This window comes from Pseudomonas sp. 22072, assembly GCF_052046095.1.
Lineage (GTDB): Bacteria > Pseudomonadota > Gammaproteobacteria > Pseudomonadales > Pseudomonadaceae > Aquipseudomonas > Aquipseudomonas paracarnis.
Genome location: NZ_JBQEQE010000006.1, coordinates 140,300 through 159,804 on the forward strand (window position 1 = coordinate 140,300; position 19,505 = coordinate 159,804).

At 61.1% G+C, this 19,505-nt stretch carries 15 protein-coding genes and 1 pseudogene; 8 read left to right on the forward strand and 8 right to left on the reverse strand.

The window, feature by feature from the left end; genetic code table 11:
• Window positions 1-106: 106 nt before the first annotated feature.
• The 5 genes and pseudogenes from aroK to pilM form a co-directional block, all read right to left on the reverse strand.
• On the reverse strand, window positions 107-625 hold the full coding sequence (aroK, locus tag ACTJLA_RS08535) for a shikimate kinase AroK (RefSeq protein WP_003187914.1): 519 nt from the start codon (window positions 623-625) through the stop codon (window positions 107-109).
• 4 nt (window positions 626-629) lie between these two features.
• Window positions 630-1,889 (reverse strand): annotated as a pseudogene (locus ACTJLA_RS08540) (type IV pilus secretin PilQ); the annotation flags it as partial.
• A 135-nt stretch (window positions 1,890-2,024) separates the two neighbouring features.
• A complete protein-coding gene (locus tag ACTJLA_RS08545; RefSeq protein WP_440840993.1) occupies window positions 2,025-2,996 on the reverse strand; it encodes a pilus assembly protein PilP in 972 nt (323 codons plus the stop codon).
• On the reverse strand, window positions 2,993-3,544 hold the full coding sequence (locus ACTJLA_RS08550; protein WP_106117975.1) for a PilN domain-containing protein: 552 nt from the start codon (window positions 3,542-3,544) through the stop codon (window positions 2,993-2,995). Before ACTJLA_RS08550 ends, ACTJLA_RS08545 begins: the two co-directional genes overlap by 4 nt.
• Entirely contained in the window at window positions 3,541-4,197 is a 657-nt protein-coding gene (gene pilM, locus ACTJLA_RS08555) for a type IV pilus assembly protein PilM (RefSeq protein ID WP_440840995.1), read from the reverse strand. Before pilM ends, ACTJLA_RS08550 begins: the two co-directional genes overlap by 4 nt.
• A gap of 232 nt (window positions 4,198-4,429) precedes the next feature.
• Here pilM and ACTJLA_RS08560 point away from each other — a divergent pair, with 232 nt between their 5' ends.
• Window positions 4,430-6,892: a penicillin-binding protein 1A gene (locus tag ACTJLA_RS08560; protein ID WP_371262626.1), complete on the forward strand. Its 2,463-nt coding sequence runs from the start codon at window positions 4,430-4,432 to the stop codon at window positions 6,890-6,892.
• 212 nt (window positions 6,893-7,104) lie between these two features.
• On the opposite strand, the gene ACTJLA_RS08565 is transcribed toward ACTJLA_RS08560, so the two are convergent.
• The 3 genes from ACTJLA_RS08565 to rpmE all read right to left on the reverse strand — a co-directional run bounded on the left by ACTJLA_RS08565 (window position 7,105) and on the right by rpmE (window position 9,610).
• Window positions 7,105-8,373, reverse strand: a complete 1,269-nt coding sequence (locus ACTJLA_RS08565) for a malic enzyme-like NAD(P)-binding protein (protein ID WP_005784034.1) — start codon at window positions 8,371-8,373, stop codon at window positions 7,105-7,107.
• Window positions 8,374-8,555: 182 nt separating this feature from the next.
• A complete protein-coding gene (locus tag ACTJLA_RS08570) occupies window positions 8,556-9,362 on the reverse strand; it encodes a thermonuclease family protein (RefSeq protein ID WP_198790478.1) in 807 nt (268 codons plus the stop codon).
• Between the two features lie 14 nt (window positions 9,363-9,376).
• A complete protein-coding gene (gene rpmE, locus ACTJLA_RS08575; protein ID WP_005784030.1) occupies window positions 9,377-9,610 on the reverse strand; it encodes a 50S ribosomal protein L31 in 234 nt (77 codons plus the stop codon).
• A gap of 338 nt (window positions 9,611-9,948) precedes the next feature.
• Here rpmE and ACTJLA_RS08580 point away from each other — a divergent pair, with 338 nt between their 5' ends.
• The 7 genes from ACTJLA_RS08580 (at window position 9,949) to phaC (ending at window position 19,404) form a co-directional block, all read left to right on the forward strand.
• Window positions 9,949-12,168: a primosomal protein N' gene (locus ACTJLA_RS08580; RefSeq protein WP_127880492.1), complete on the forward strand. Its 2,220-nt coding sequence runs from the start codon at window positions 9,949-9,951 to the stop codon at window positions 12,166-12,168.
• 204 nt (window positions 12,169-12,372) lie between these two features.
• On the forward strand, window positions 12,373-14,109 hold the full coding sequence (gene argS / locus ACTJLA_RS08585) for an arginine--tRNA ligase (protein ID WP_019817938.1): 1,737 nt from the start codon (window positions 12,373-12,375) through the stop codon (window positions 14,107-14,109).
• Window position 14,110: 1 nt separating this feature from the next.
• Window positions 14,111-14,812, forward strand: coding sequence for an SPOR domain-containing protein (locus ACTJLA_RS08590; RefSeq protein ID WP_003187899.1), 702 nt, complete (start codon window positions 14,111-14,113; stop codon window positions 14,810-14,812).
• A gap of 219 nt (window positions 14,813-15,031) precedes the next feature.
• Complete coding sequence (gene hslV, locus ACTJLA_RS08595; RefSeq protein WP_003171209.1) at window positions 15,032-15,562, forward strand: ATP-dependent protease subunit HslV; 531 nt, start codon at window positions 15,032-15,034, stop codon at window positions 15,560-15,562.
• Between the two features lie 37 nt (window positions 15,563-15,599).
• On the forward strand, window positions 15,600-16,937 hold the full coding sequence (gene hslU, locus ACTJLA_RS08600; protein ID WP_044270712.1) for an ATP-dependent protease ATPase subunit HslU: 1,338 nt from the start codon (window positions 15,600-15,602) through the stop codon (window positions 16,935-16,937).
• A gap of 160 nt (window positions 16,938-17,097) precedes the next feature.
• On the forward strand, window positions 17,098-17,475 hold the full coding sequence (locus tag ACTJLA_RS08605; protein ID WP_054919456.1) for a gamma-butyrobetaine hydroxylase-like domain-containing protein: 378 nt from the start codon (window positions 17,098-17,100) through the stop codon (window positions 17,473-17,475).
• A gap of 249 nt (window positions 17,476-17,724) precedes the next feature.
• Window positions 17,725-19,404, forward strand: a complete 1,680-nt coding sequence (gene phaC / locus ACTJLA_RS08610; protein ID WP_054896198.1) for a class II poly(R)-hydroxyalkanoic acid synthase — start codon at window positions 17,725-17,727, stop codon at window positions 19,402-19,404.
• The last annotated feature ends 101 nt before the right edge of the window (window positions 19,405-19,505 follow it).

Consider the following 19,505-nt stretch of genomic DNA (forward strand, 5'->3'; position numbering starts at 1 on the left):
TATTAACGACCGGCACTGTCGACCTCTCGACACCGCCTGGTGGCTCTACGCCATACCTTATAAGGTCATGGCGCGCCGCCGAGAATAGCGCATTTCGGGCCAGGCTTTAACGGGGTGGCAACCGTTGCAGGCGCTCAAGGATGTCAAGTACGACCATCCGAGGTGGCCGCTCATCGGTTTCCACCACCAGATCGGCGATTTCCCGATACAGCGGATCGCGCAGCGCCAGCAGGTCCCGCAGGGTTTTCGCCGGGTCGGCGGTGCGCAGCAACGGGCGATTGCGATCACGGGCGGTACGGCCCACCTGCTGTTCGACCGACGCGTGCAAATACACCACCCGACCACCGGCATGCAGCGCCCGACGGTTTTCATCGCGCATGACGGCGCCACCGCCAGTCGCCAATACCACGCCATCGCAGCCGCACAGCTCGGCAATCATCGCCTGCTCGCGGTCACGAAAGCCCAGCTCGCCTTCTTTATCGAAGATCCATGGGATATTGGCACCCGTGCGCAATTCAATTTCCTTGTCGGAATCTTTGAACGGCAGGCGCAGCTCTTTGGCCAGCAAACGGCCGATGGTGCTTTTTCCAGCCCCCATCGGCCCTACAAGAATCAAATTTCGCACAGAATCAACGACTCACAGCAATCGCCTGGTTATTCATGATACGCGGAGTCAGGAACACCAGCAGCTCGGATTTTTTCTCCGCCAGCACATCGCGCCGGAAAAGGCGGCCAAGATACGGCACATCGCCCAAAAATGGCACTTTATCTACCACTTTGCTTTGGGTGTTGGAGAAAACCCCGCCAATGACGATGGTCTCGCCATCCCTGACCAGAACCTTGGCGTTGACCTCGTTTTTCTTGATCGGCGGCACGTCATTGAGTCGGTTCAGGTAGTCGGGCTCATCCTTGGTGACCTTGACCGCCATGATCACATGGTCGTCGGGAGTGATTTGCGGCGTGACTTCAAGCGACAGCGAGGCCTCTTTGAACGACACCGAGGTGGCACCCTGGGAGGTGGATTCCTGATAAGGAATCTCGGTGCCTTTGAGGATGCGTGCAGTCTCTTTGTCGGAGGTGACGACCTTGGGCTGCGAGACGATCTCACCGTTGCCGGTTTTTTCCATGGCGGTCAGCTCAAGGTCCAGCAACAGGTTGTCGGTGATATAGGCGATCCCCAGGCCCGAGGTTCCGGCCAGCGACCCCAAGTCGACAAAGGGTGAACTGGGTGGGTTTTGCGGCGGCTCGGCACCCTCCGCCAGCGGCTTGCCAATACCGCCAACGCCGCTGTTGCCGCGGGTGAGCCGCCCACCCCAGCGCACACCCAGGCTTTTGTCGTAGTCGACATTGGCCTCCACAATCCGCGCCTCGATCATGACCTGGCGTACCGGGATATCCAGTTGCGCCACGATGCGCCGCAGCTCTTCGAGCCGCTCGCCAGTCTGGTAGGCGATGATGTTGTTGGTGCGGTCATCCACCGCCACCGAACCGCGCTCATCGGTGGCGCCCTCAAAGCCGGTCACCGACTGAAACAGCTTGGCCAGGTCGGCGGCCTTGGCGTAATTGACCTGCAGCAGCTCCCGACGCAAGGGCGCCAGCTCGGCCATCTGCTTGCGCGACTCCAGCATCAACAGCTCGCGAGCAGCCAATTCATCGGCGGGCGCCACCAGCAACACGCCCGCCTTGACTCGCTTGTCCAAGCCCTTGGTTTGCAGTACCAGGTCCAGAGCCTGGTCCCAGGGCACATCCTTGAGCCGCAGGGTGATCGAGCCCTGCACATCATCGCTGGTCACCAGGTTGAGCCCGGCGACATCGGCAATTTGCTGCAAGACCGCGCGCAGGTCGATGTCCTGGAAATTCAGGGTCAGCTTGGCGCCTGTATAGCTGAACGGCTGGGCACTGTCGGGCGGCGGCAGTTGGATAAGGTCCAGGCGATTGGGCACAGCAGCAGCCATCGGTGCCGTCAACGCTATCCATAGCGCCACACCGAAGGACGAGAAGGTCCTTTTCATTGTTTGATTCCGTTATGAGTTGACGTTCAGCACAAGGGTTCGCGGGCGTTCCAGCCAGGCGCCCTGTCCATCGGGAAACAGCTCCACCAGCTCGACAGCAGCGTCTTGAATGGCCGTGACCTGGCCATGGTCCGGCCCCAGGTAATCACCCACCGCCAGCCGATACACCCTGGCCCCAGCCCGCAACAAGGCAAAGGCCTGCGCACCACGGGACAACGTACCGACCATTTCGAACTGATCGAGGCGCATACCCTCCAACAGTCCCCGTCGCCGGGTGAAATCCGGGGCAAAGGCCGGGCGGCCCGGAACGTGCGGCGCCTGCAAGGCGGGCGGCGTGAACGGGTCGCGCAAGGACGAGGGTTCGTAGACAAATTGCGGCCCTGGGTCGAGCACCTGACGGGCCTTGCCGTTTTGCAGGGTGCTGCGATAGGTCTTGGCGAGCATGTTCAGACGCAACAAGGCGCCCTGATGCCGGAGCGCAATATCCTGCACGGTAACGACCCGTGGCAACCCACCCAAGGCACTGACAAACGTCGCCAGGTCGTGGTAAACCCCGGACGCGCTTATCTGCATGGGTTGTTCGATATAAAGCTGCCGAGGCGCTTCATCCAGCACGGTGATGCCTTCGACCCACACCCCATGAACAGCCGCCAGCCGGGCGATGTCTTCCAGCACGGCAGGCACCTCGGACTCGCCGGGCAATTGCCCTAGAAGGCTGGCAAGATTGTCTTCCATGCTCCGGACTTGCCGGGTGCGCACCTCAAGGCTCGCGGCCAGGCCGGTCTTTTCTCTGAGTTGCTGCTGCAGCGCCTGCTCCCGCGCCTCAAGCCCGTGCAATCGCTCCCGCTGCGGCCCCCCATGCGAAACCTCGCCTAGCACTAACACCATGCCGGCCAGCGCACAGCCAAGCAGCACCTTGCCCGGCAGGGACCATTTGGCAGCGTTGTAAGAGAGCGTGGAAAAATCGAGCCTGGGCAGGCTCATGGTTGCGCCTCGCTGGACTCTCCCTGGCGCACCATCAGCTGGAATTCACTTTCGCCGCGTGCACCTTCGGCTTGCACGCGCTGCAGACGGGTCGAACTGGAGCCGTGGATTGGCTTGAGTTGCTGCATCAAACGGGCGATATCCTGGTTGCTTTCTGCCGTGCCGCGAATGCTGATGGTGTCGCCGTTCGCAACCACCTCATGCAGATGGACACCTTCAGGCACCGAGCGAGCCAATTGCTCGAACAATCGGGCACCGGAAGAGCGGGCATCGTGCAGGTCCTGAACCACCTTCATGCGTTCGGCCAGTTGCTGGCTTCGCGCCTGCAAGTCGTCGATAGTCCTGATCCGCGAGTCCTGGGTAGCGATGTGCTCTTCCAGGCGGCTGTTGCGGCTTACCTGCCGGTCTATCGCCTGGTCGATCACTTGATCAGCCAACCACAGTGCCGCGAGCGCCACGCAGGCAAACGCCAGCAATAGCACCAACAGGTATTTGCGCCTGCGCTCCGCGAGGGCCTGGCGCCAAGGCAAAAGATTGATTCGTGTCATCCAGCGAAACTCCTAAGGGCCAGCCCGCAAGCCACTCCCATCCCTTGGGCATCCAAGGCCCATTGTGCACCATCGACTCTATGACCCGGCGTGAAGCTGGCAAAATCCTGAAGGCAAGCGCGCTCCAATGCAAACCCTTCTACATCGACCACCCGCGGCACCAGCCCCGCCAGGGCCAAAACCGCCTCGCGCGCTTCGACCTGCTCACGCAGGCACGCCGCCAGCATCACCTCTACCCACTGCGGGCCTTGAGCCGATGGCCCTTGAACCTGAAAGTCGATGGACACCTCGTCCAATGGATAGGGGATGAACTGGTCGGCTTCCATCTGGATCTTCCAGGCCATTTCCTCATCACTGAGGCCGGCGTCCATGTCAATCAGCCGGGTAATTACCGACGGGCCCGCAACCGCCACGGCGGCGTACCGGGCCGAGGTACCCAGGCGCGACAGTGCCTGTTGCAGCATACGGCCCACACCCTCAAGGTCCAGCAAGGTACCGTCCACCACCGCCTGGGGCGGCAGCATTTGCATAACGTAGCCCTGGACGCTGAAACCGCCTGATGAACGGCCCAGTTCGATCAGCTTGATGCCGCTGTCATTGATATCGACCCCCAACACCGTGTCGACTTTTCGCCTGAAAAATCCCTTTCCCATAAAACTCCCCAAAACTTTCCCTGTCATACCGGCTGTCATCTCGCCTGATTGCTGCCAGGCACCTTGCATTCGGTCGGCTTGTTCAAGGCTCGCGAATGACGCCCCAAGCTGAAAAATGCTTTAATGCCCAGCGTTTTTTCCCGCTTTTTATCTGCTGCCCGGGTCGATCCATCGTTTGCCATGCATCCCCGACGCGTAACTCATTCTTTTCTCTGGAAATCCAAAAGCCTTGATTCGTCTGCTGAAGTTTTTCGGGTACTCCATTGTCGCCATCGTTTGCGGGCTGCTGCTCGTACTCAGCGGGGCCTACCTCTACCTTAGTCCGGGTTTGCCCTCCGTAGAGGCCCTCAGAAGTATCCAGTTGCAGATTCCTTTGCGGGTCTACAGCAGCGATGAAAAACTGATCGCGGAGTTCGGCGAAATGCGCCGCACACCGATCCGTTTCGCCGACATTCCACCCAATTTCATCAGCGCTTTGCTGTCTGCCGAAGACGATAATTTCGCCAACCACTACGGCGTAGACCCCAGCAGCCTGGTGCGTGCAGCCACGCAATTGGTAAAAAGTGGACACATTCAATCGGGTGGCAGCACCATCACCATGCAGGTGGCGAAGAACTTCTTCCTCACCAGCGAACGCAGCTTTTCCCGCAAGGCCACCGAAATCCTGCTGGCGCTGCAGATCGAACGCCAGTTGACCAAGGATGAAATCCTCGAGCTGTACGTCAACAAGATCTACTTGGGCAACCGCGCCTACGGCATCGAGGCCGCGTCCCAGGTCTACTATGGCAAGTCGATTCGTGACGCCAGCCTGGCGCAAATGGCGATGATCGCCGGCCTGCCCAAGGCACCGTCGCGCTTCAACCCGCTGGCCAACCCGGCGCGCAGTAAAGAACGCCGTGACTGGATCCTGGGCCGCATGTACAAACTGGGCAAGATCGACCAGGCCGCTTATGAAAGTGCCGTAGCCGAGCCGCTGAACGCCAGCTATCACGTGCCGACCCCAGAAGTGAATGCACCCTATATCGCCGAAATGGCCCGCGCCGAGATGGTTGGCCGTTATGGCAGCGAGGCCTACACCGAAGGTTTCCGCGTCACCACGACGGTGCCGAGCAACTTGCAGGAAATCGCCAACCATTCGGTACATGAAGGCCTGATCACTTATGACCAGCGTCACGGCTACCGTGGCCCCGAGTCGCGCCTGCCGGGCAAGACCCTGAGTGCCTGGACCACCGAATTGGGCAAACAGCGTTCGATCAGCGGCCTGGACCCGGCCATCGTCACCCAGGTAACCAAGGACGGCATCCAAGTGCTGACCCGCTCTGGCGAAGCCCATGTAGCCTGGGACAGCATGAAGTGGGCACGCCCGTTCCTGAACACCAACAGCATGGGCCCGATGCCCAAGCAGCCATCCGACGTGGCCCAGGTGGGTGATTTGATCCGCGTGCAACGCCAAAAGGATGACAGCCTCAAATTCAGCCAGGTGCCGCTCGCCCAGGGCGCCCTGGTGTCCCTGGACCCGCAGAACGGTGCGATCCGCGCACTGGTCGGCGGCTTTGCCTTCGAGCAGAGCAACTACAACCGCGCTACCCAGGCCAAGCGCCAGCCGGGCTCCAGTTTCAAGCCGTTTGTCTACAGTGCCGCGCTGGACAACGGCTACACCGCCGCCAGCCTGGTCAACGACGCGCCAATCGTGTTTGTCGATGAATATCTGGACAAGGTCTGGCGTCCGAAGAATGACACCAACACGTTCCTCGGCCCGATCCGTATCCGCGAGGCGCTGTACAAGTCACGCAACCTGGTGTCGATCCGCCTGTTGCAGGCGATGGGCGTAGGCAAGACCATCGACTACATGACGCGCTTTGGCTTCGCCAAGTCGGACCTGCCGCCAAACCTGTCCCTGGCCTTGGGTACCGCGACCCTCACGCCGATGGAAATCGCCACCGGCTGGAGCACCTTTGCCAACGGCGGCTACAAGATCGCGCCGTACCTGATCGACAAGATCGAAAGCCGCAATGGCGACACCCTGTTCACCGCCAACCCGCCACGGGTACCCGGCGATGTGGTCAATGGTGTGGCCGCGACCGACGGGCTTGCGGTACCGAGCAACGGCGGTATCACCATCGAGGCGACGCCAGGCACACCGTCGGCCGCAAACGCCGGCGCACCGGCCGAACCGCAAGCGCCAGCGGTTGCCGAGCGCATCGTGGACGGCCGCACTACCTACATCCTCAACAGCATCCTGCAAGACGTGATCAAGAAGGGCACCGGCCGCCGCGCACTGGCTCTGGGCCGTGCGGATATCGCTGGCAAGACCGGTACCACCAACGAGTCCAAGGACGCGTGGTTCTCCGGCTACAACGGCGACTACGTGACCACCGTGTGGACCGGCTATGACCAGCCTGAAAGCCTGGGCCGCCGCGAGTTTGGTGGCACCGTCGCCCTGCCGATCTGGATGAGCTACATGGGCGCAGCGCTCAAGGACAAGCCGCTGCACACCCAGCCAGAGCCAGAAGGCATCCTCAGCCTGCGCATCGACCCGATCAGTGGCCGCGCAGCTTCACCGAGCACGCCGAATGCGTACTTCGAGCTGTTCAAGAGCGAAGACACACCGCCATCGGTCAACGAACTGGGCAACGGCGCAGTGCCGGGCAGCCCGCTGCCGGCGGATGAAGGCGCGCCGATCGATTTGTTCTGACCTGATCACGCTGATCGGCCGATCGTTCCCACGCTCCGCGTGGGAATGCATCCCGTGACGCTCTGCGTCACGATCTTAAAAGCAGACGCGGAGCGTCCAGGTGGGCATTCCCACGCAGAGCGTGGGAAAGATCAGCCACGGGACATCAGCCACAAAAAAGCCCCGACTGATCACTCAGGCGGGGCTTTTTTTGCGGGTGTGTCTACAACGGCTTAGCCGTTGAACACATCATCCACGCTTTGCAGCGGGTAGTTCTTTGGATACGGCAGGGTAGCCACACCAGTCTCGATAGCGGCCTTGGCCACGGCATCGGAGATCAGGGTGATCAGGCGCTTGTCCATTGGTTTCGGAATGATGTACTCACGACCGAATTCCAGCTTGGCGCCACCGTAGGCGTCACACACATCCTGAGGTACCGGCAGCTTGGCCAGTTCACGCAGGGCGTTGGCAGCGGCCACTTTCATTTCTTCGTTGATGCGCTTGGCGCGAACGTCCAGGGCACCACGGAAGATGAACGGGAAGCCCAATACGTTGTTGACCTGGTTCGGGTAGTCCGAACGGCCGGTGGCCATGATCACGTCGCTGCGAGTGGCGTGGGCCAGTTCTGGAGAGATTTCCGGATCCGGGTTGGAGCAGGCGAACACGATAGGGTTCGGCGCCATGGATTTGAGGCCTTCAGCGCTCAGCAGGTTCGGGCCGGACAGGCCAACGAACACGTCGGCACCGTCGAGGGCGTCAGCCAGGGTGCGCTTGGAGGACGGATGGGCAAACATCGCCTTGTACTGGTTCAGGTCGGTGCGCTCGGACTGAATCACGCCCTTGCTGTCGACCATGTAGATGTTTTCCAGCTTGGCGCCCATGCTGATGATCAGCTTCATGCAGGAAATGGCCGCGGCACCGGCGCCCAGGCAGACGATTTTCGCCTCGCCCAGGGTTTTGCCAGCAATTTCCAGGGCGTTGATCATGCCGGCTGCGGTAACGATCGCGGTGCCGTGTTGGTCATCGTGGAATACCGGAATGTCGCACTGCTCGATCAGGGCCTTTTCGATCTCGAAGCACTCAGGCGCCTTGATGTCTTCCAGGTTGATGCCACCGAACGTGATGGAAATGCGCTTGACGGTGTCGATGAACGCCTGCGGGCTTTCGGAATCGACTTCGATGTCGAAAACGTCGATGCCGGCAAAGCGCTTGAACAGCACGCCCTTGCCTTCCATGACTGGCTTGGAAGCCAATGGGCCGAGGTTACCCAGGCCCAGAATCGCGGTGCCATCGGAAATCACTGCAACCAGGTTGCCTTTGCCGGTGTACTTGTACGCCAGCTCTGGGTCACGGGCGATTTCACGTACGGGTTCGGCAACACCAGGGCTGTAGGCCAGCGACAGGTCGCGGGCAGTGGCAGTGGCTTTGGTGAGCTCTACACTCAGCTTTCCTGGACGAGGATGGGCATGGTATTCGAGAGCGGCAGTTTTCAAATCAGACATATCGGCATTCCGCTTTTACTGTTGGTCGACGGACCGCCGAGGATACGCGTGTCGTAAAGTCCCTACAAGACTGGGCAGTCACAGGTGTCAAGGGCCCTGCGCTACGACTTTTGGCCAAGAGCCACGGGATACAAGGGCTCAACTGTTCACAATCGAAATAAAAAATGTCTACAATTTTTTATTCAAAGCGCCGATTTCAGCATGCCGGGGTCGGTTATTGGCAACAGCCAGCGCGCTTGGCCTTTTTTCAGGCCGCCACGGCGGGCTCGATCCTGCACCCAACCGCGCGCCTCAATGGTGCGGCCTTGCAGACCATCGAGCATGGCCGTATCGAACTGGCTGATCAGCTCGGGCGCAATACGCAATACCAGTGAGCCCTGCAGCTCAATCCAGATTCCACCGCGATTACGCTCGATCTTGCTGACCCGACCGGCCACCAGCGCAAACCCGGAGCGCTTGAGATTCGCCACGCTGTGCACCGGCGATTGGCGCCACAGGCCAAGCCGTGCCTGGCGGGCGCTGTTTTCGGCCGCCTGCTGGCAGGCAACCAGGTCCACATTCGGCGCCACGCCCACTTGGTACCCCAGGCCCTCGGCCAGCAGTTGCGCCTCCAGATTCTCGCCATTGGCGCCGTAGAGGTGAGCCAGGGTGCGCCCGTAATGGTCTTTGGGTTCGCGCCCCGGCACCAGGCCGACACGCCCATCGCTGGCCTTGACCAACGCCTGCAGGCGCTGGCGGGCGGCGACAGCGAATGGCTCGTCAGGGCGGCCCTTCTTGCCGGTTTCCGGCGCGTTGAGGCCGATCATGCGCACGCTGCGACCGTCCTTGAGGCGTACCGTGTCGCCATCCACCACACGCTGTACCTCCACACGCACGACGGCCGCCGGGGCGGGGCAGAAGGGGTTGGCCTGAGCGGTCGCCAGCCAAATCCCAGGCACAAAAAAGGCGCCCACAAGGGACGCCTTTTTCAACAGCAGGTAAAAGCCCATAAGGCTCTTGAACCTTACTCTGCTGGAGTAGCAGCAGGCTTCTTGCCGAAAGCACCAAAGCGATCTGCGAAGCGCTGTACGCGGCCGCCGGTGTCCAGAGTTTTCTGCTTACCGGTGTAGAACGGGTGGCACTCGTTGCATACGTCAGTACCCAGTGGCTTGCACAGGTTCGAACGAGTTTCGAACTTGTTGCCGCAGCTGCAGGTGACTTCGATGGTTTCGTACGCTGGATGGATATCGGCTTTCATGGCACTTCCTCGGGCTAGCGTGCCGCCACTCGACACTATTGTCGAATACCGCACGTAATTAGGCCGCGGATTCTACCAGACCTTTTTAATCACGCAAGCGGCGGGAATGGTCGAAAACTTCCTTTCATCAGATATTCCTCACACACCGCCGTCAATGTGGGAGCCGGGCTTGCCCGCGAAGGCGGTGTGTCAGTCACTGCATCTGTTACTGCACTAGCGCTTTCGCAGGCAAGCCAGCTCCCACAAGATCCGATTCCAGTACTGGAGACGGGACACCCCCGGTCTGCTAGGCTCGCGCCCCTGCGCCACCGCTTGCCTTTATTGATGAGAATCCTCGCGTGCCCGACGCCATTTTGCGCCTAGCCCTGCCCTCGCCCCTGCGCCGCCTGTTCGATTACCGGGCCCCGCCCGGCGTGTCGCGTGCGCAGTTGCAACCGGGCATGCGCGTGCGCGTGCCGTTCGGGCGCCGGGAAATGATCGGCATTCTGGTGGAAGTCACCGACCACAGCGAAGTGCCTGCCGAAAAGCTCAAGCCGGCAATTGCCCTGCTCGACGCCACACCACCGCTGCCGCCCGCGCTGTTCAAGCTGTGCCTGTGGACCGCGCAGTATTACCAACACAGCCTGGGCGATACCTTGAGCTGGGCGCTGCCGGTGCTGCTGCGCCAGGGCGAACTGGCCGAAGCGCGCCAGGAGCGTTTCTGGTCGATGGTGCCCGGCGCACGCCTCGACGACCCGCGCATCGCCCGCGCTCCGCGCCAGCGTGAGGCCCTGGCCACCTTGGCACAACACCCACACGGCGTGGCCCATCAGCTATTAAGCAAGCTGATGCTGAGCAAAGACAGCCTCGACCTGCTGCTGGCCAAGGGCCTGGTGCAGGTGGAAATCCGCAAACACGCCCCGGACCCGCGCCACGAACACTGGCTGGCCCAGCCGGAGTTGCCGCTGAACCCCGAGCAACGCGCCGCGTATGAGGCGATTCGCGCCGGTTTCGACAGTTTCCACGCGTTCCTGCTGGCCGGCGTCACTGGCAGCGGCAAGACCGAGGTCTATTTGCAGCTGATCCGCGAAACCCTGCAGGCGGGCAAGCAGGCACTGGTGCTGATCCCCGAGATAAACCTGGGCCCGCAGACCGTGGCGCGTTTCGAGCAACGCTTCAATGCCCGGATCGCCCTGGTGCACTCAGCGGTCAATGACCGTGAACGCCTGGAGTCGTGGCTAGCGGCGCGGGACGGCGAGGCCGACATTATTATCGGCACGCGCTCAGCACTGTTCACGCCGATGAAAAACCCCGGGCTGATCATCGTCGACGAGGAGCACGATGGCTCCTATAAACAGCAGGAAGGTTTGCGCTACCACGCCCGCGACCTCGCGCTGGTGCGCGCCCGCCAGGAAGATATCCCGATTGTGCTGGGCTCGGCCACGCCTTCCTTGGAAAGCCTGCACAACGCCTACACCGGCCGTTACGGGCTGCTGCGCCTGAACGAGCGTGCTGGCGGCGCCAAACAACCGCGTTTCCTGCGCCTGGACGTGAAAAGCCGCCCGCTGGACAGCGGGATTTCCGGGCCGATGCAACAGGCGATTGGCCAGACCCTCGCCGCCGGCCAGCAAGTATTGGTATTTCTCAACCGCCGCGGCTTTGCCCCGACGCTGCTGTGCCATGACTGCGGCTGGATGTCCGGCTGCGAGCGCTGCGATGCGCGCATGACGGTGCATCAGCGCCACGGCGAGTTACGCTGCCATCACTGCGGCCATGTGGAACGGGTACCGCGCCATTGCCCGCAGTGCGGCAAGGTGGACCTGCGGCCCGTGGGCGCCGGCACCGAGCGCGCCGAAGAACGCCTCGGCATTCTGTTCCCGGACTACCCGGTGCTACGGGTGGACCGCGACAGCACGTCGCGCAAAGACGCCATGAACCAACTGTTCGCCACCATCCACAAAGGCCAACCGTGCATCCTGGTGGGCACGCAGATGCTTGCCAAGGGGCATCACTTCCCACGGGTGACCCTGGTGTCGATCCTGGATGCCGATGGCGGGTTGTTCTCCGGGGATTTTCGCGCCAGCGAACGCATGGCGCAGTTGATCGTGCAGGTGGCAGGACGCGCCGGTCGGGCCGAAGAGCCAGGCAGGGTGATTATCCAGACGCACCTGGCCGACCACCCGCTGCTGATTCAACTGACGGAACAAGGCTACTTTGCCTTCGCCGAACAGGCCTTGAGCGAACGCCGCGCCGCCGGCCTCCCGCCCTTTGCGCACCTGGCGCTGCTGCGTGCCGAAGCCCACAAACCCGGGCAGGCCGAAGGCTTTCTTGATGAGGCCTGCAGCGCCGCCGAACGTTTATTGGGCGAACTGACCCTCAGTGGCATCGAACTACTCGGCCCGGTGCCAGCGCCCATGGAGCGGCGCGCCGGACGTTATCGCGCTCAGCTACTCTTGCAGGCAACCTCCCGCGCCCCGCTGCATCGGCTATTAAGTCGCTGGATGCTTGAGCTGGAGCAACTGCCCAGCGGTCGGCAGGTGCGATGGTCGTTGGATGTAGACCCGGTAGATTTGTATTGAGGGTAATTACGTCATCGCAGGCAAGCCAGCTCGCACATTATGAAATGTGAATACCCTTAAATGTGGGAGCGGGCTTGCCCGCGAAGAGGCCCGCAGGTCCGCCATATAGTCTGAACGGTTGGCAAGCCCGCCCTCGCCACGGATAATGCCCAGTTTTTCCACCTGCGCATCGCGCGCCGCCGCTTGCGGTCGAAAGAGAACACCATGAAAGACACCATTCGCCAGCTGATCCAACAAGCCCTCACCCAACTCGTCAACGAAGGTGTGTTGCCTGAAGGCCTGTCGCCGGCGATCCAGGTGGAGAACACCCGCGACAAGACCCATGGCGACTTCGCCAGCAACATCGCGATGATGCTGTCCAAGCCGGCCGGCATGAAGCCGCGTGACCTGGCAGAAAAAATCATCGCAGCCCTGCCGGCTGACGCCAGTGTCACCAAGGCCGAAATCGCCGGCCCAGGCTTTATCAACTTCTTCCAGAACACCCAGGCCCTGGCGTCACGCCTGGATGCCGCCCTGGCCGATGCGCGCATCGGTGCACGCAAGGCCGGCGACAGCCAGCGCGTGGTCATCGACCTGTCGGCACCGAACCTGGCCAAGGAAATGCACGTGGGCCACCTGCGCTCCACTATCATTGGCGATGGCGTGGCACGCGTGCTGGAATTCCTCGGCGACACCGTGATCCGCCAGAACCACGTGGGCGACTGGGGTACCCAGTTCGGCATGCTGATGGCCTATCTGCAGGAAAACCCGATCACCAGCAACGAGCTGGCCGACCTGGAAAATTTCTACCGTGCTGCCAAAAAGCGTTTCGATGAATCCGAAGAGTTCGCTGACCGCGCCCGCGGCCTGGTGGTCAAGCTGCAAGCCGGCGACGAAGAATGCCTGGCGCTGTGGAACCGCTTCCGTGAAATTTCCCTGTCTCATTGCCAGGAAATCTACGAGCTGCTCAATGTGAAACTGACCATGGCCGACGTGATGGGCGAAAGCGCCTACAACGACGACCTGATCAACGTGGTCAACGACCTCAAGGCCAAGGGCCTGCTGGTCGAAAGCAACGGCGCCCAGTGCGTGTTCCTCGAAGAATTCAAGACCGCCGACGGCGAGCCGCTGCCGGTGATCATCGTCAAGGCCGATGGCGGCTACCTCTACGCCACCACCGACCTGGCCGCCGTGCGTTACCGCAGTGGCGTGCTCAAGGCTGACCGTGCGCTGTACTTCGTCGACCAGCGCCAGGCCCTGCACTTCCAGCAGGTGTTCGAAGTGGCGCGTCGCGCCGGTTTCGTCACCCACCCGATGCACATGGAGCACATGGGCTTTGGCACCATGAACGGCGCCGATGGCCGCCCCTTCAAGACCCGCGATGGCGGCACCGTGAAGCTGATCGACCTGCTGACCGAAGCCCAGGAACGTGCCTACAACCTGGTGAAGGAAAAGAACCCGGAGCTGGCCGAGGCCGACCTGCGCAACATCGCCCGCGTGGTGGGCATTGGCGCGGTGAAATACGCCGATCTGTCCAAGCACCGCACCAGCGACTACAGCTTCAACTTCGACCTGATGCTCAACTTCGAAGGCAACACCGCGCCGTACCTGCTGTACGCCTACACTCGCGTGGCTGGGGTATTCCGCAAGCTGGGCAAGGACTTCAGCGAAGTCGAAGGCCAGATCGCGCTGGACGCCGCCCACGAACAGGAACTGGCGGCCAAGCTCGCGCAATTTGGCGAAGTGCTCAACAGCGTTGGCGAAAAAGGCACGCCGCACATCTTGTGCACCTATTTGTACGAAGTGGCCGGCCTGTTCTCCAGCTTCTACGAGAACTGCCCGATCCTGACCGCCGACGACGAAGCCCAGAAACAAAGTCGCCTGCGCCTTGCCGCCTTGGCTGGACGCACCCTCAAGCAAGGCCTGGAACTCTTGGGCCTGGAAACTCTGGAGCGTATGTAAGTTGGCTGCCAAGAAAAAACCTGCACCCAAGCGCGGCGCCAGCCGCTACCAGGCCCCGGCGAAGCAACCGATTCCGGGTTGGTTGTGGATGGCCATCGGCCTTACGGTCGGCGCATTTATCGTGTTTCTGATGAAGCTGGAGCCCGGCCAGGGCGATGACGTCAAGCGCGTCAAACAGGAGCAGCAAAAGGCCACGAAAATCGCCGAAGCCAACAAGACCGCGCCAAGCCCGACCGCACCGGTAAAGCCCAAGTACGACTTCTACACGCTGCTGCCGGAATCGGAAGTGATCGTGCCGCCTGACGCCGTGCCGGAAAAAACCCTGCCGACGCCACAAGTGCCGACCACGCCGGTAACCCCAGCGGAAGCGGCAAAAATCGACACGGCGCGCGCCCAGGCCGCGCTGGCCGGTATCACGCCGCCGCCAGCACCGCCAGTGGCAGCCACCAAGGCTGCGCCGGTGACCAAGTTCTTCCTGCAAGCGGGCTCGTTCCCGAAACAGGCGGATGCGGACCGTGTACGCGCACAGATCATTCTGTTGGGCCAATCGGTATCGGTTGAGTCCGGCACGGTGAAGGATGCGACCTGGTATCGCGTATTGGTGGGGCCGTTCAGCAACCGCGAACAGCTGACCGTGGCGCAAAAGCAATTGGCCGGCGCCGGGTTTAGCAACCTGTTGTTACAACAACGCCAGAGCCGCTGACTCATACTCACTGATCGTTCCCACGCTCCGCGTGGGAACGTGTCCCTTGACGCTCTGCGTCACAGAGCAGGCGCAGAGCGTCAAGGCGGCATTACCACGCGGAGCGTGGGAACGATCACCACTCGTCTGCCCTGCCTTCCTACGGTTGAAATCCCCCTCGCCACCCCCATATGAGTTTCCATCAGGGCATTTTCGCCCCGCTGCGTGGAGACTCTCCCCTTGACCACCATCGTTTCAGTACGTCGCCACGGCAAAGTTGTCATGGGCGGCGACGGCCAGGTTTCCCTGGGCAACACCGTGATGAAAGGCAACGCCAAGAAAGTGCGCCGCCTGTACCACGGCCAGGTGCTTGCCGGCTTCGCAGGCGCAACCGCCGACGCCTTTACCCTGTTCGAGCGTTTCGAAGGCCAGCTTGAGAAACACCAGGGCCACCTGGTGCGCGCCGCTGTGGAACTTGCCAAAGAATGGCGCACCGACCGCTCCCTCAGCCGCCTGGAGGCCATGCTCGCGGTTGCGAACAAAGACGCTTCCCTGATCATCACCGGCAACGGCGACGTGGTTGAACCCGAGCATGGCCTGATCGCCATGGGTTCAGGTGGCGGCTACGCCCAGGCTGCGGCCAGCGCGCTGCTGAAGAAAACCGACCTGTCGGCCCGTGAAATCGTCGAGACCGCCCTGGGTATCGCTGGCGATATCTGCGTGTTCACCAACCACAATCAGACCATTGAGGAGCAGGACCTCGCCGAATAAGCCCTGGGCTTATTCAGGCTTGAGGCCGCCAAACACTATGTCCATGACTCCCCGCGAAATCGTCCATGAACTCAACCGCCATATCATCGGCCAGGACGATGCCAAGCGCGCCGTTGCCATTGCGCTGCGTAACCGCTGGCGCCGGATGCAACTGCCGGAAGAACTGCGCGTTGAAGTAACGCCCAAGAACATCCTGATGATCGGCCCTACCGGCGTCGGCAAAACCGAGATCGCCCGACGCCTGGCCAAATTGGCCAATGCACCGTTCATCAAGGTCGAAGCGACCAAATTCACCGAAGTCGGTTATGTGGGCCGCGATGTCGAGTCGATCATTCGCGACCTGGCTGACGCCGCCCTGAAGATGCTGCGCGAACAGGAAGTGACCAAGGTCAGCCATCGCGCGGAAGACGCCGCTGAAGAGCGCATCCTCGACGCCCTGCTGCCACCGGCACGCATGGGTTTCAACGAAGACGCCGCACCTTCGTCGGATTCCAACACCCGTCAGCTGTTCCGCAAGCGCCTGCGTGAAGGCCAGTTGGATGACAAGGAAATCGAGATCGAAGTGGCCGAAGTGTCCGGCGTGGATATCTCTGCCCCGCCTGGCATGGAAGAAATGACCAGCCAGTTGCAAAACCTGTTCGCCAACATGGGCAAGGGCAAGAAGAAAAGCCGCAAGCTCAAGGTCAAGGATGCGCTCAAGCTGGTGCGCGACGAAGAAGCCGGGCGCCTGGTCAATGAGGAAGAACTCAAGGCCAAGGCCCTGGAAGCGGTCGAGCAACATGGCATTGTGTTTATCGATGAGATCGACAAGGTGGCCAAGCGTGGCAACTCCGGCGGCGTGGATGTCTCCCGCGAAGGCGTGCAGCGCGATCTGCTGCCGCTGATCGAAGGGTGCACGGTCAACACCAAGCTGGGCATGGTCAAGACTGACCACATCCTGTTTATCGCCTCCGGTGCCTTCCACCTGAGCAAGCCCAGCGACCTGGTGCCCGAGCTGCAAGGCCGCCTGCCGATTCGGGTGGAGCTCAAGGCACTGACGCCGGGCGACTTCGAGCGCATCCTCAGCGAACCGCATGCCTCGCTCACCGAGCAGTACCGCGAGCTGCTGAAAACCGAAGGGCTGGGTATCGAATTCCAGGCTGACGGTATCAAGCGCCTGGCGGAGATCGCCTGGCAGGTCAACGAGAAGACCGAGAACATCGGTGCCCGTCGCCTGCATACCTTGCTTGAGCGCCTGCTTGAGGAAGTGTCGTTCAGCGCCGGCGACATGGCCGGTGCGCAGAATGGCGAAGCGATCAAGATCGATGCTGACTACGTCAACAGCCACTTGGGCGAATTGGCGCAGAACGAAGACTTGTCTCGTTATATCCTGTAAGCCTCACTCAATGTGGGAGTGGCTTGTGTGGGAGCTGGCTTGCCTGCGATAGCATCACTTCAGTGTTCCTGAAACACCGAGGTGCCTGCATCGCGGGCAAGCCCGGCTCCCACGTTGGTCCCTTCCACATTTTGGGCCGGTTCCTTCAGGGTTATCTCCAATGTCGAAATTTCCTACCGCAGTAAACCTGCACAAAACCTCCAACACCCTCGGCCTGACCTACGGGCCGGACGAAACCTACCAGTTGCCCGCCGAATTCCTGCGGGTGCACTCCCCTTCTGCCGAGGTCCAGGGCCACGGCAAACCCATCCTGCAATTCGGCAAGCTCAACGTCCGGTTGATCAAGCTGGAACCCGCCGGCCAGTACGCACTGAAATTGACCTTCGACGACGGTCATGACAGCGGACTGTTCACCTGGGACTATCTCTATCAGCTGGCCGTACGTCAGGACGCTCTATGGGCCGACTACCTGGACGAGCTCAAAGCCGCTGGAAAAACCCGCGATCCGAGTGAGTCGGTCGTGCGGCTGATGCTCTAGCACAGGGGTCTTGCTGTTTAGAGCGCATTTTCTAATTTCATCTGCTTGAATGCCCTGTCGCGTGGCCAACGATTGGCCCGCTTGCGAAAAAAAATAAACTCGGGTAACCAATGGAGCTGGCAAGTTCCCTGCATTTGACGATGCGGTATCAACGGTCACCCGAGTCGCAGTACCAGGCTGGTGTCGTGTATCGAAATTGGGTGCGCAGCAATCGCCGGTACTCGTCTTTCGGACAATGGAGCGTCGTAGATGAGTAACAAGAATAACGATGACTTGAAACGCCAGGCCTCGGAAAACACCCTGGGGTTGAACCCGATCATCGCGTTACGCAAAAAGGATTTATTGGCCTCGGCCAAGATGGTGCTGACCCAAGCCATCAAGCAACCGTTGCACAGCGTCAAGCACGTCGCCCACTTTGGCGTTGAATTGAAGAATGTGATGTTCGGCAAATCCGCGCTGGTGCCCGAGGGCGACGACCGTCGCTTCAACGACCCAGCCTGGAGCCAGAACCCGCTCTACAAACGTTATTTGCAGACTTACCTGGCGTGGCGCAAGGAGCTTCACGACTGGATCGACGACAGCAACCTGTCGGCACAAGACATCAGCCGCGGCCACTTCGTGATCAACCTGATGACCGAAGCCATGGCCCCCACCAACAGCGCGGCCAACCCGGCGGCGGTCAAACGCTTCTTTGAAACCGGCGGCAAAAGCCTGCTCGACGGCCTTTCCCACCTGGCCAAGGACATGGTGCACAACGGCGGTATGCCCAGCCAGGTCAACATGGGCGCCTTTGAAGTCGGCAAGACCCTGGGCACCAGCGAAGGCGCGGTGGTGTTTCGCAACGATGTACTGGAGTTGATCCAATACAAGCCCATCACCGAACAGGTACACGAACGCCCGCTGCTGGTGGTACCGCCGCAGATCAACAAATTCTATGTCTTCGACCTGTGCCCGGATAAGAGCCTGGCGCGCTTCTGCCTGCGCAATGGCCAGCAGACCTTTATCGTCAGTTGGCGCAACCCCACCAAGGCCCAACGCGAATGGGGCCTGTCGACTTATATCGAGGCGCTCAAGGAAGCAGTGGATGTGGTCACGGCGATTACGGGCAGCAAGGATGTGAATATGCTCGGTGCCTGCTCCGGCGGCATCACCTGCACCGCACTGTTGGGCCACTACGCGGCGCTGGGCGAGAAGAAGGTCAACGCCCTGACGCTGCTAGTGAGCGTGCTGGATACCACCCTGGACACCCAGGTGGCGCTGTTTGTGGATGAACAGACTCTGGAAGCGGCCAAGCGCCACTCCTATCAGGCCGGCGTGCTGGAAGGCCGCGACATGGCCAAGGTCTTCGCCTGGATGCGCCCCAACGATCTGATCTGGAACTATTGGGTCAACAACTACCTGCTGGGCAACGAGCCGCCGGTGTTCGACATCCTGTTCTGGAACAACGACACCACACGCTTGCCGGCCGCGTTCCATGGCGACCTGATCGAACTGTTCAAAAACAACCCACTGGTACGCGCCAACGCCCTGGAAGTGTGCGGCACGCCCATCGACCTCAAGCAGGTCACCGCCGATATCTACTCCCTGGCCGGCACCAACGACCACATCACGCCGTGGCAGTCCTGCTACAAGTCAGCGCAGTTGTTCGGCGGCAAGGTCGAGTTTGTGCTGTCCAGCAGTGGGCATATCCAGAGCATCCTCAACCCGCCGGGCAACCCCAAGGCACGCTACCAGACCAGTGAGGGCCTGGCCGGAAGTGCGTTGGAGTGGCAGGAGAATGCGACCAAGCATACCGATTCGTGGTGGCTGCATTGGCAGGTGTGGCAGGCGGAGCGGGCGGGAAAACTGAAAAAAGCCCCGACGACATTAGGCAATAAAACCTATGCAGCCGCTGAAGCGGCGCCGGGTACCTATGTACATGAACGCTAGGCATTCTTGTGATTGAAATGAGATCAGATGTGGGAGCTGGCTTNATAGCGATGGGCCTGCTCACTAATCGTGGCCTGAAAGAATGCCATCGCAGGCAAGCC

Coding starts and splice junctions, on each gene's coding strand:
- ACTJLA_RS08545 (WP_440840993.1), bottom strand. CDS start 2,996: ATGAGCCTGCCCAGGCTCGATTTTTCCACGCTCTCTTACAACGCTGCC.
- ACTJLA_RS08550 (WP_106117975.1), bottom strand. CDS start 3,544: ATGACACGAATCAATCTTTTGCCTTGGCGCCAGGCCCTCGCGGAGCGC.
- pilM (WP_440840995.1), bottom strand. CDS start 4,197: ATGGGAAAGGGATTTTTCAGGCGAAAAGTCGACACGGTGTTGGGGGTC.
- ACTJLA_RS08565 (WP_005784034.1), bottom strand. CDS start 8,373: ATGTCTGATTTGAAAACTGCCGCTCTCGAATACCATGCCCATCCTCGT.
- ACTJLA_RS08570 (WP_198790478.1), bottom strand. CDS start 9,362: ATGGGCTTTTACCTGCTGTTGAAAAAGGCGTCCCTTGTGGGCGCCTTT.
- rpmE (WP_005784030.1), bottom strand. CDS start 9,610: ATGAAAGCCGATATCCATCCAGCGTACGAAACCATCGAAGTCACCTGC.
- argS (WP_019817938.1), top strand. CDS start 12,373: ATGAAAGACACCATTCGCCAGCTGATCCAACAAGCCCTCACCCAACTC.
- hslU (WP_044270712.1), top strand. CDS start 15,600: ATGTCCATGACTCCCCGCGAAATCGTCCATGAACTCAACCGCCATATC.
- ACTJLA_RS08605 (WP_054919456.1), top strand. CDS start 17,098: ATGTCGAAATTTCCTACCGCAGTAAACCTGCACAAAACCTCCAACACC.
- phaC (WP_054896198.1), top strand. CDS start 17,725: ATGAGTAACAAGAATAACGATGACTTGAAACGCCAGGCCTCGGAAAAC.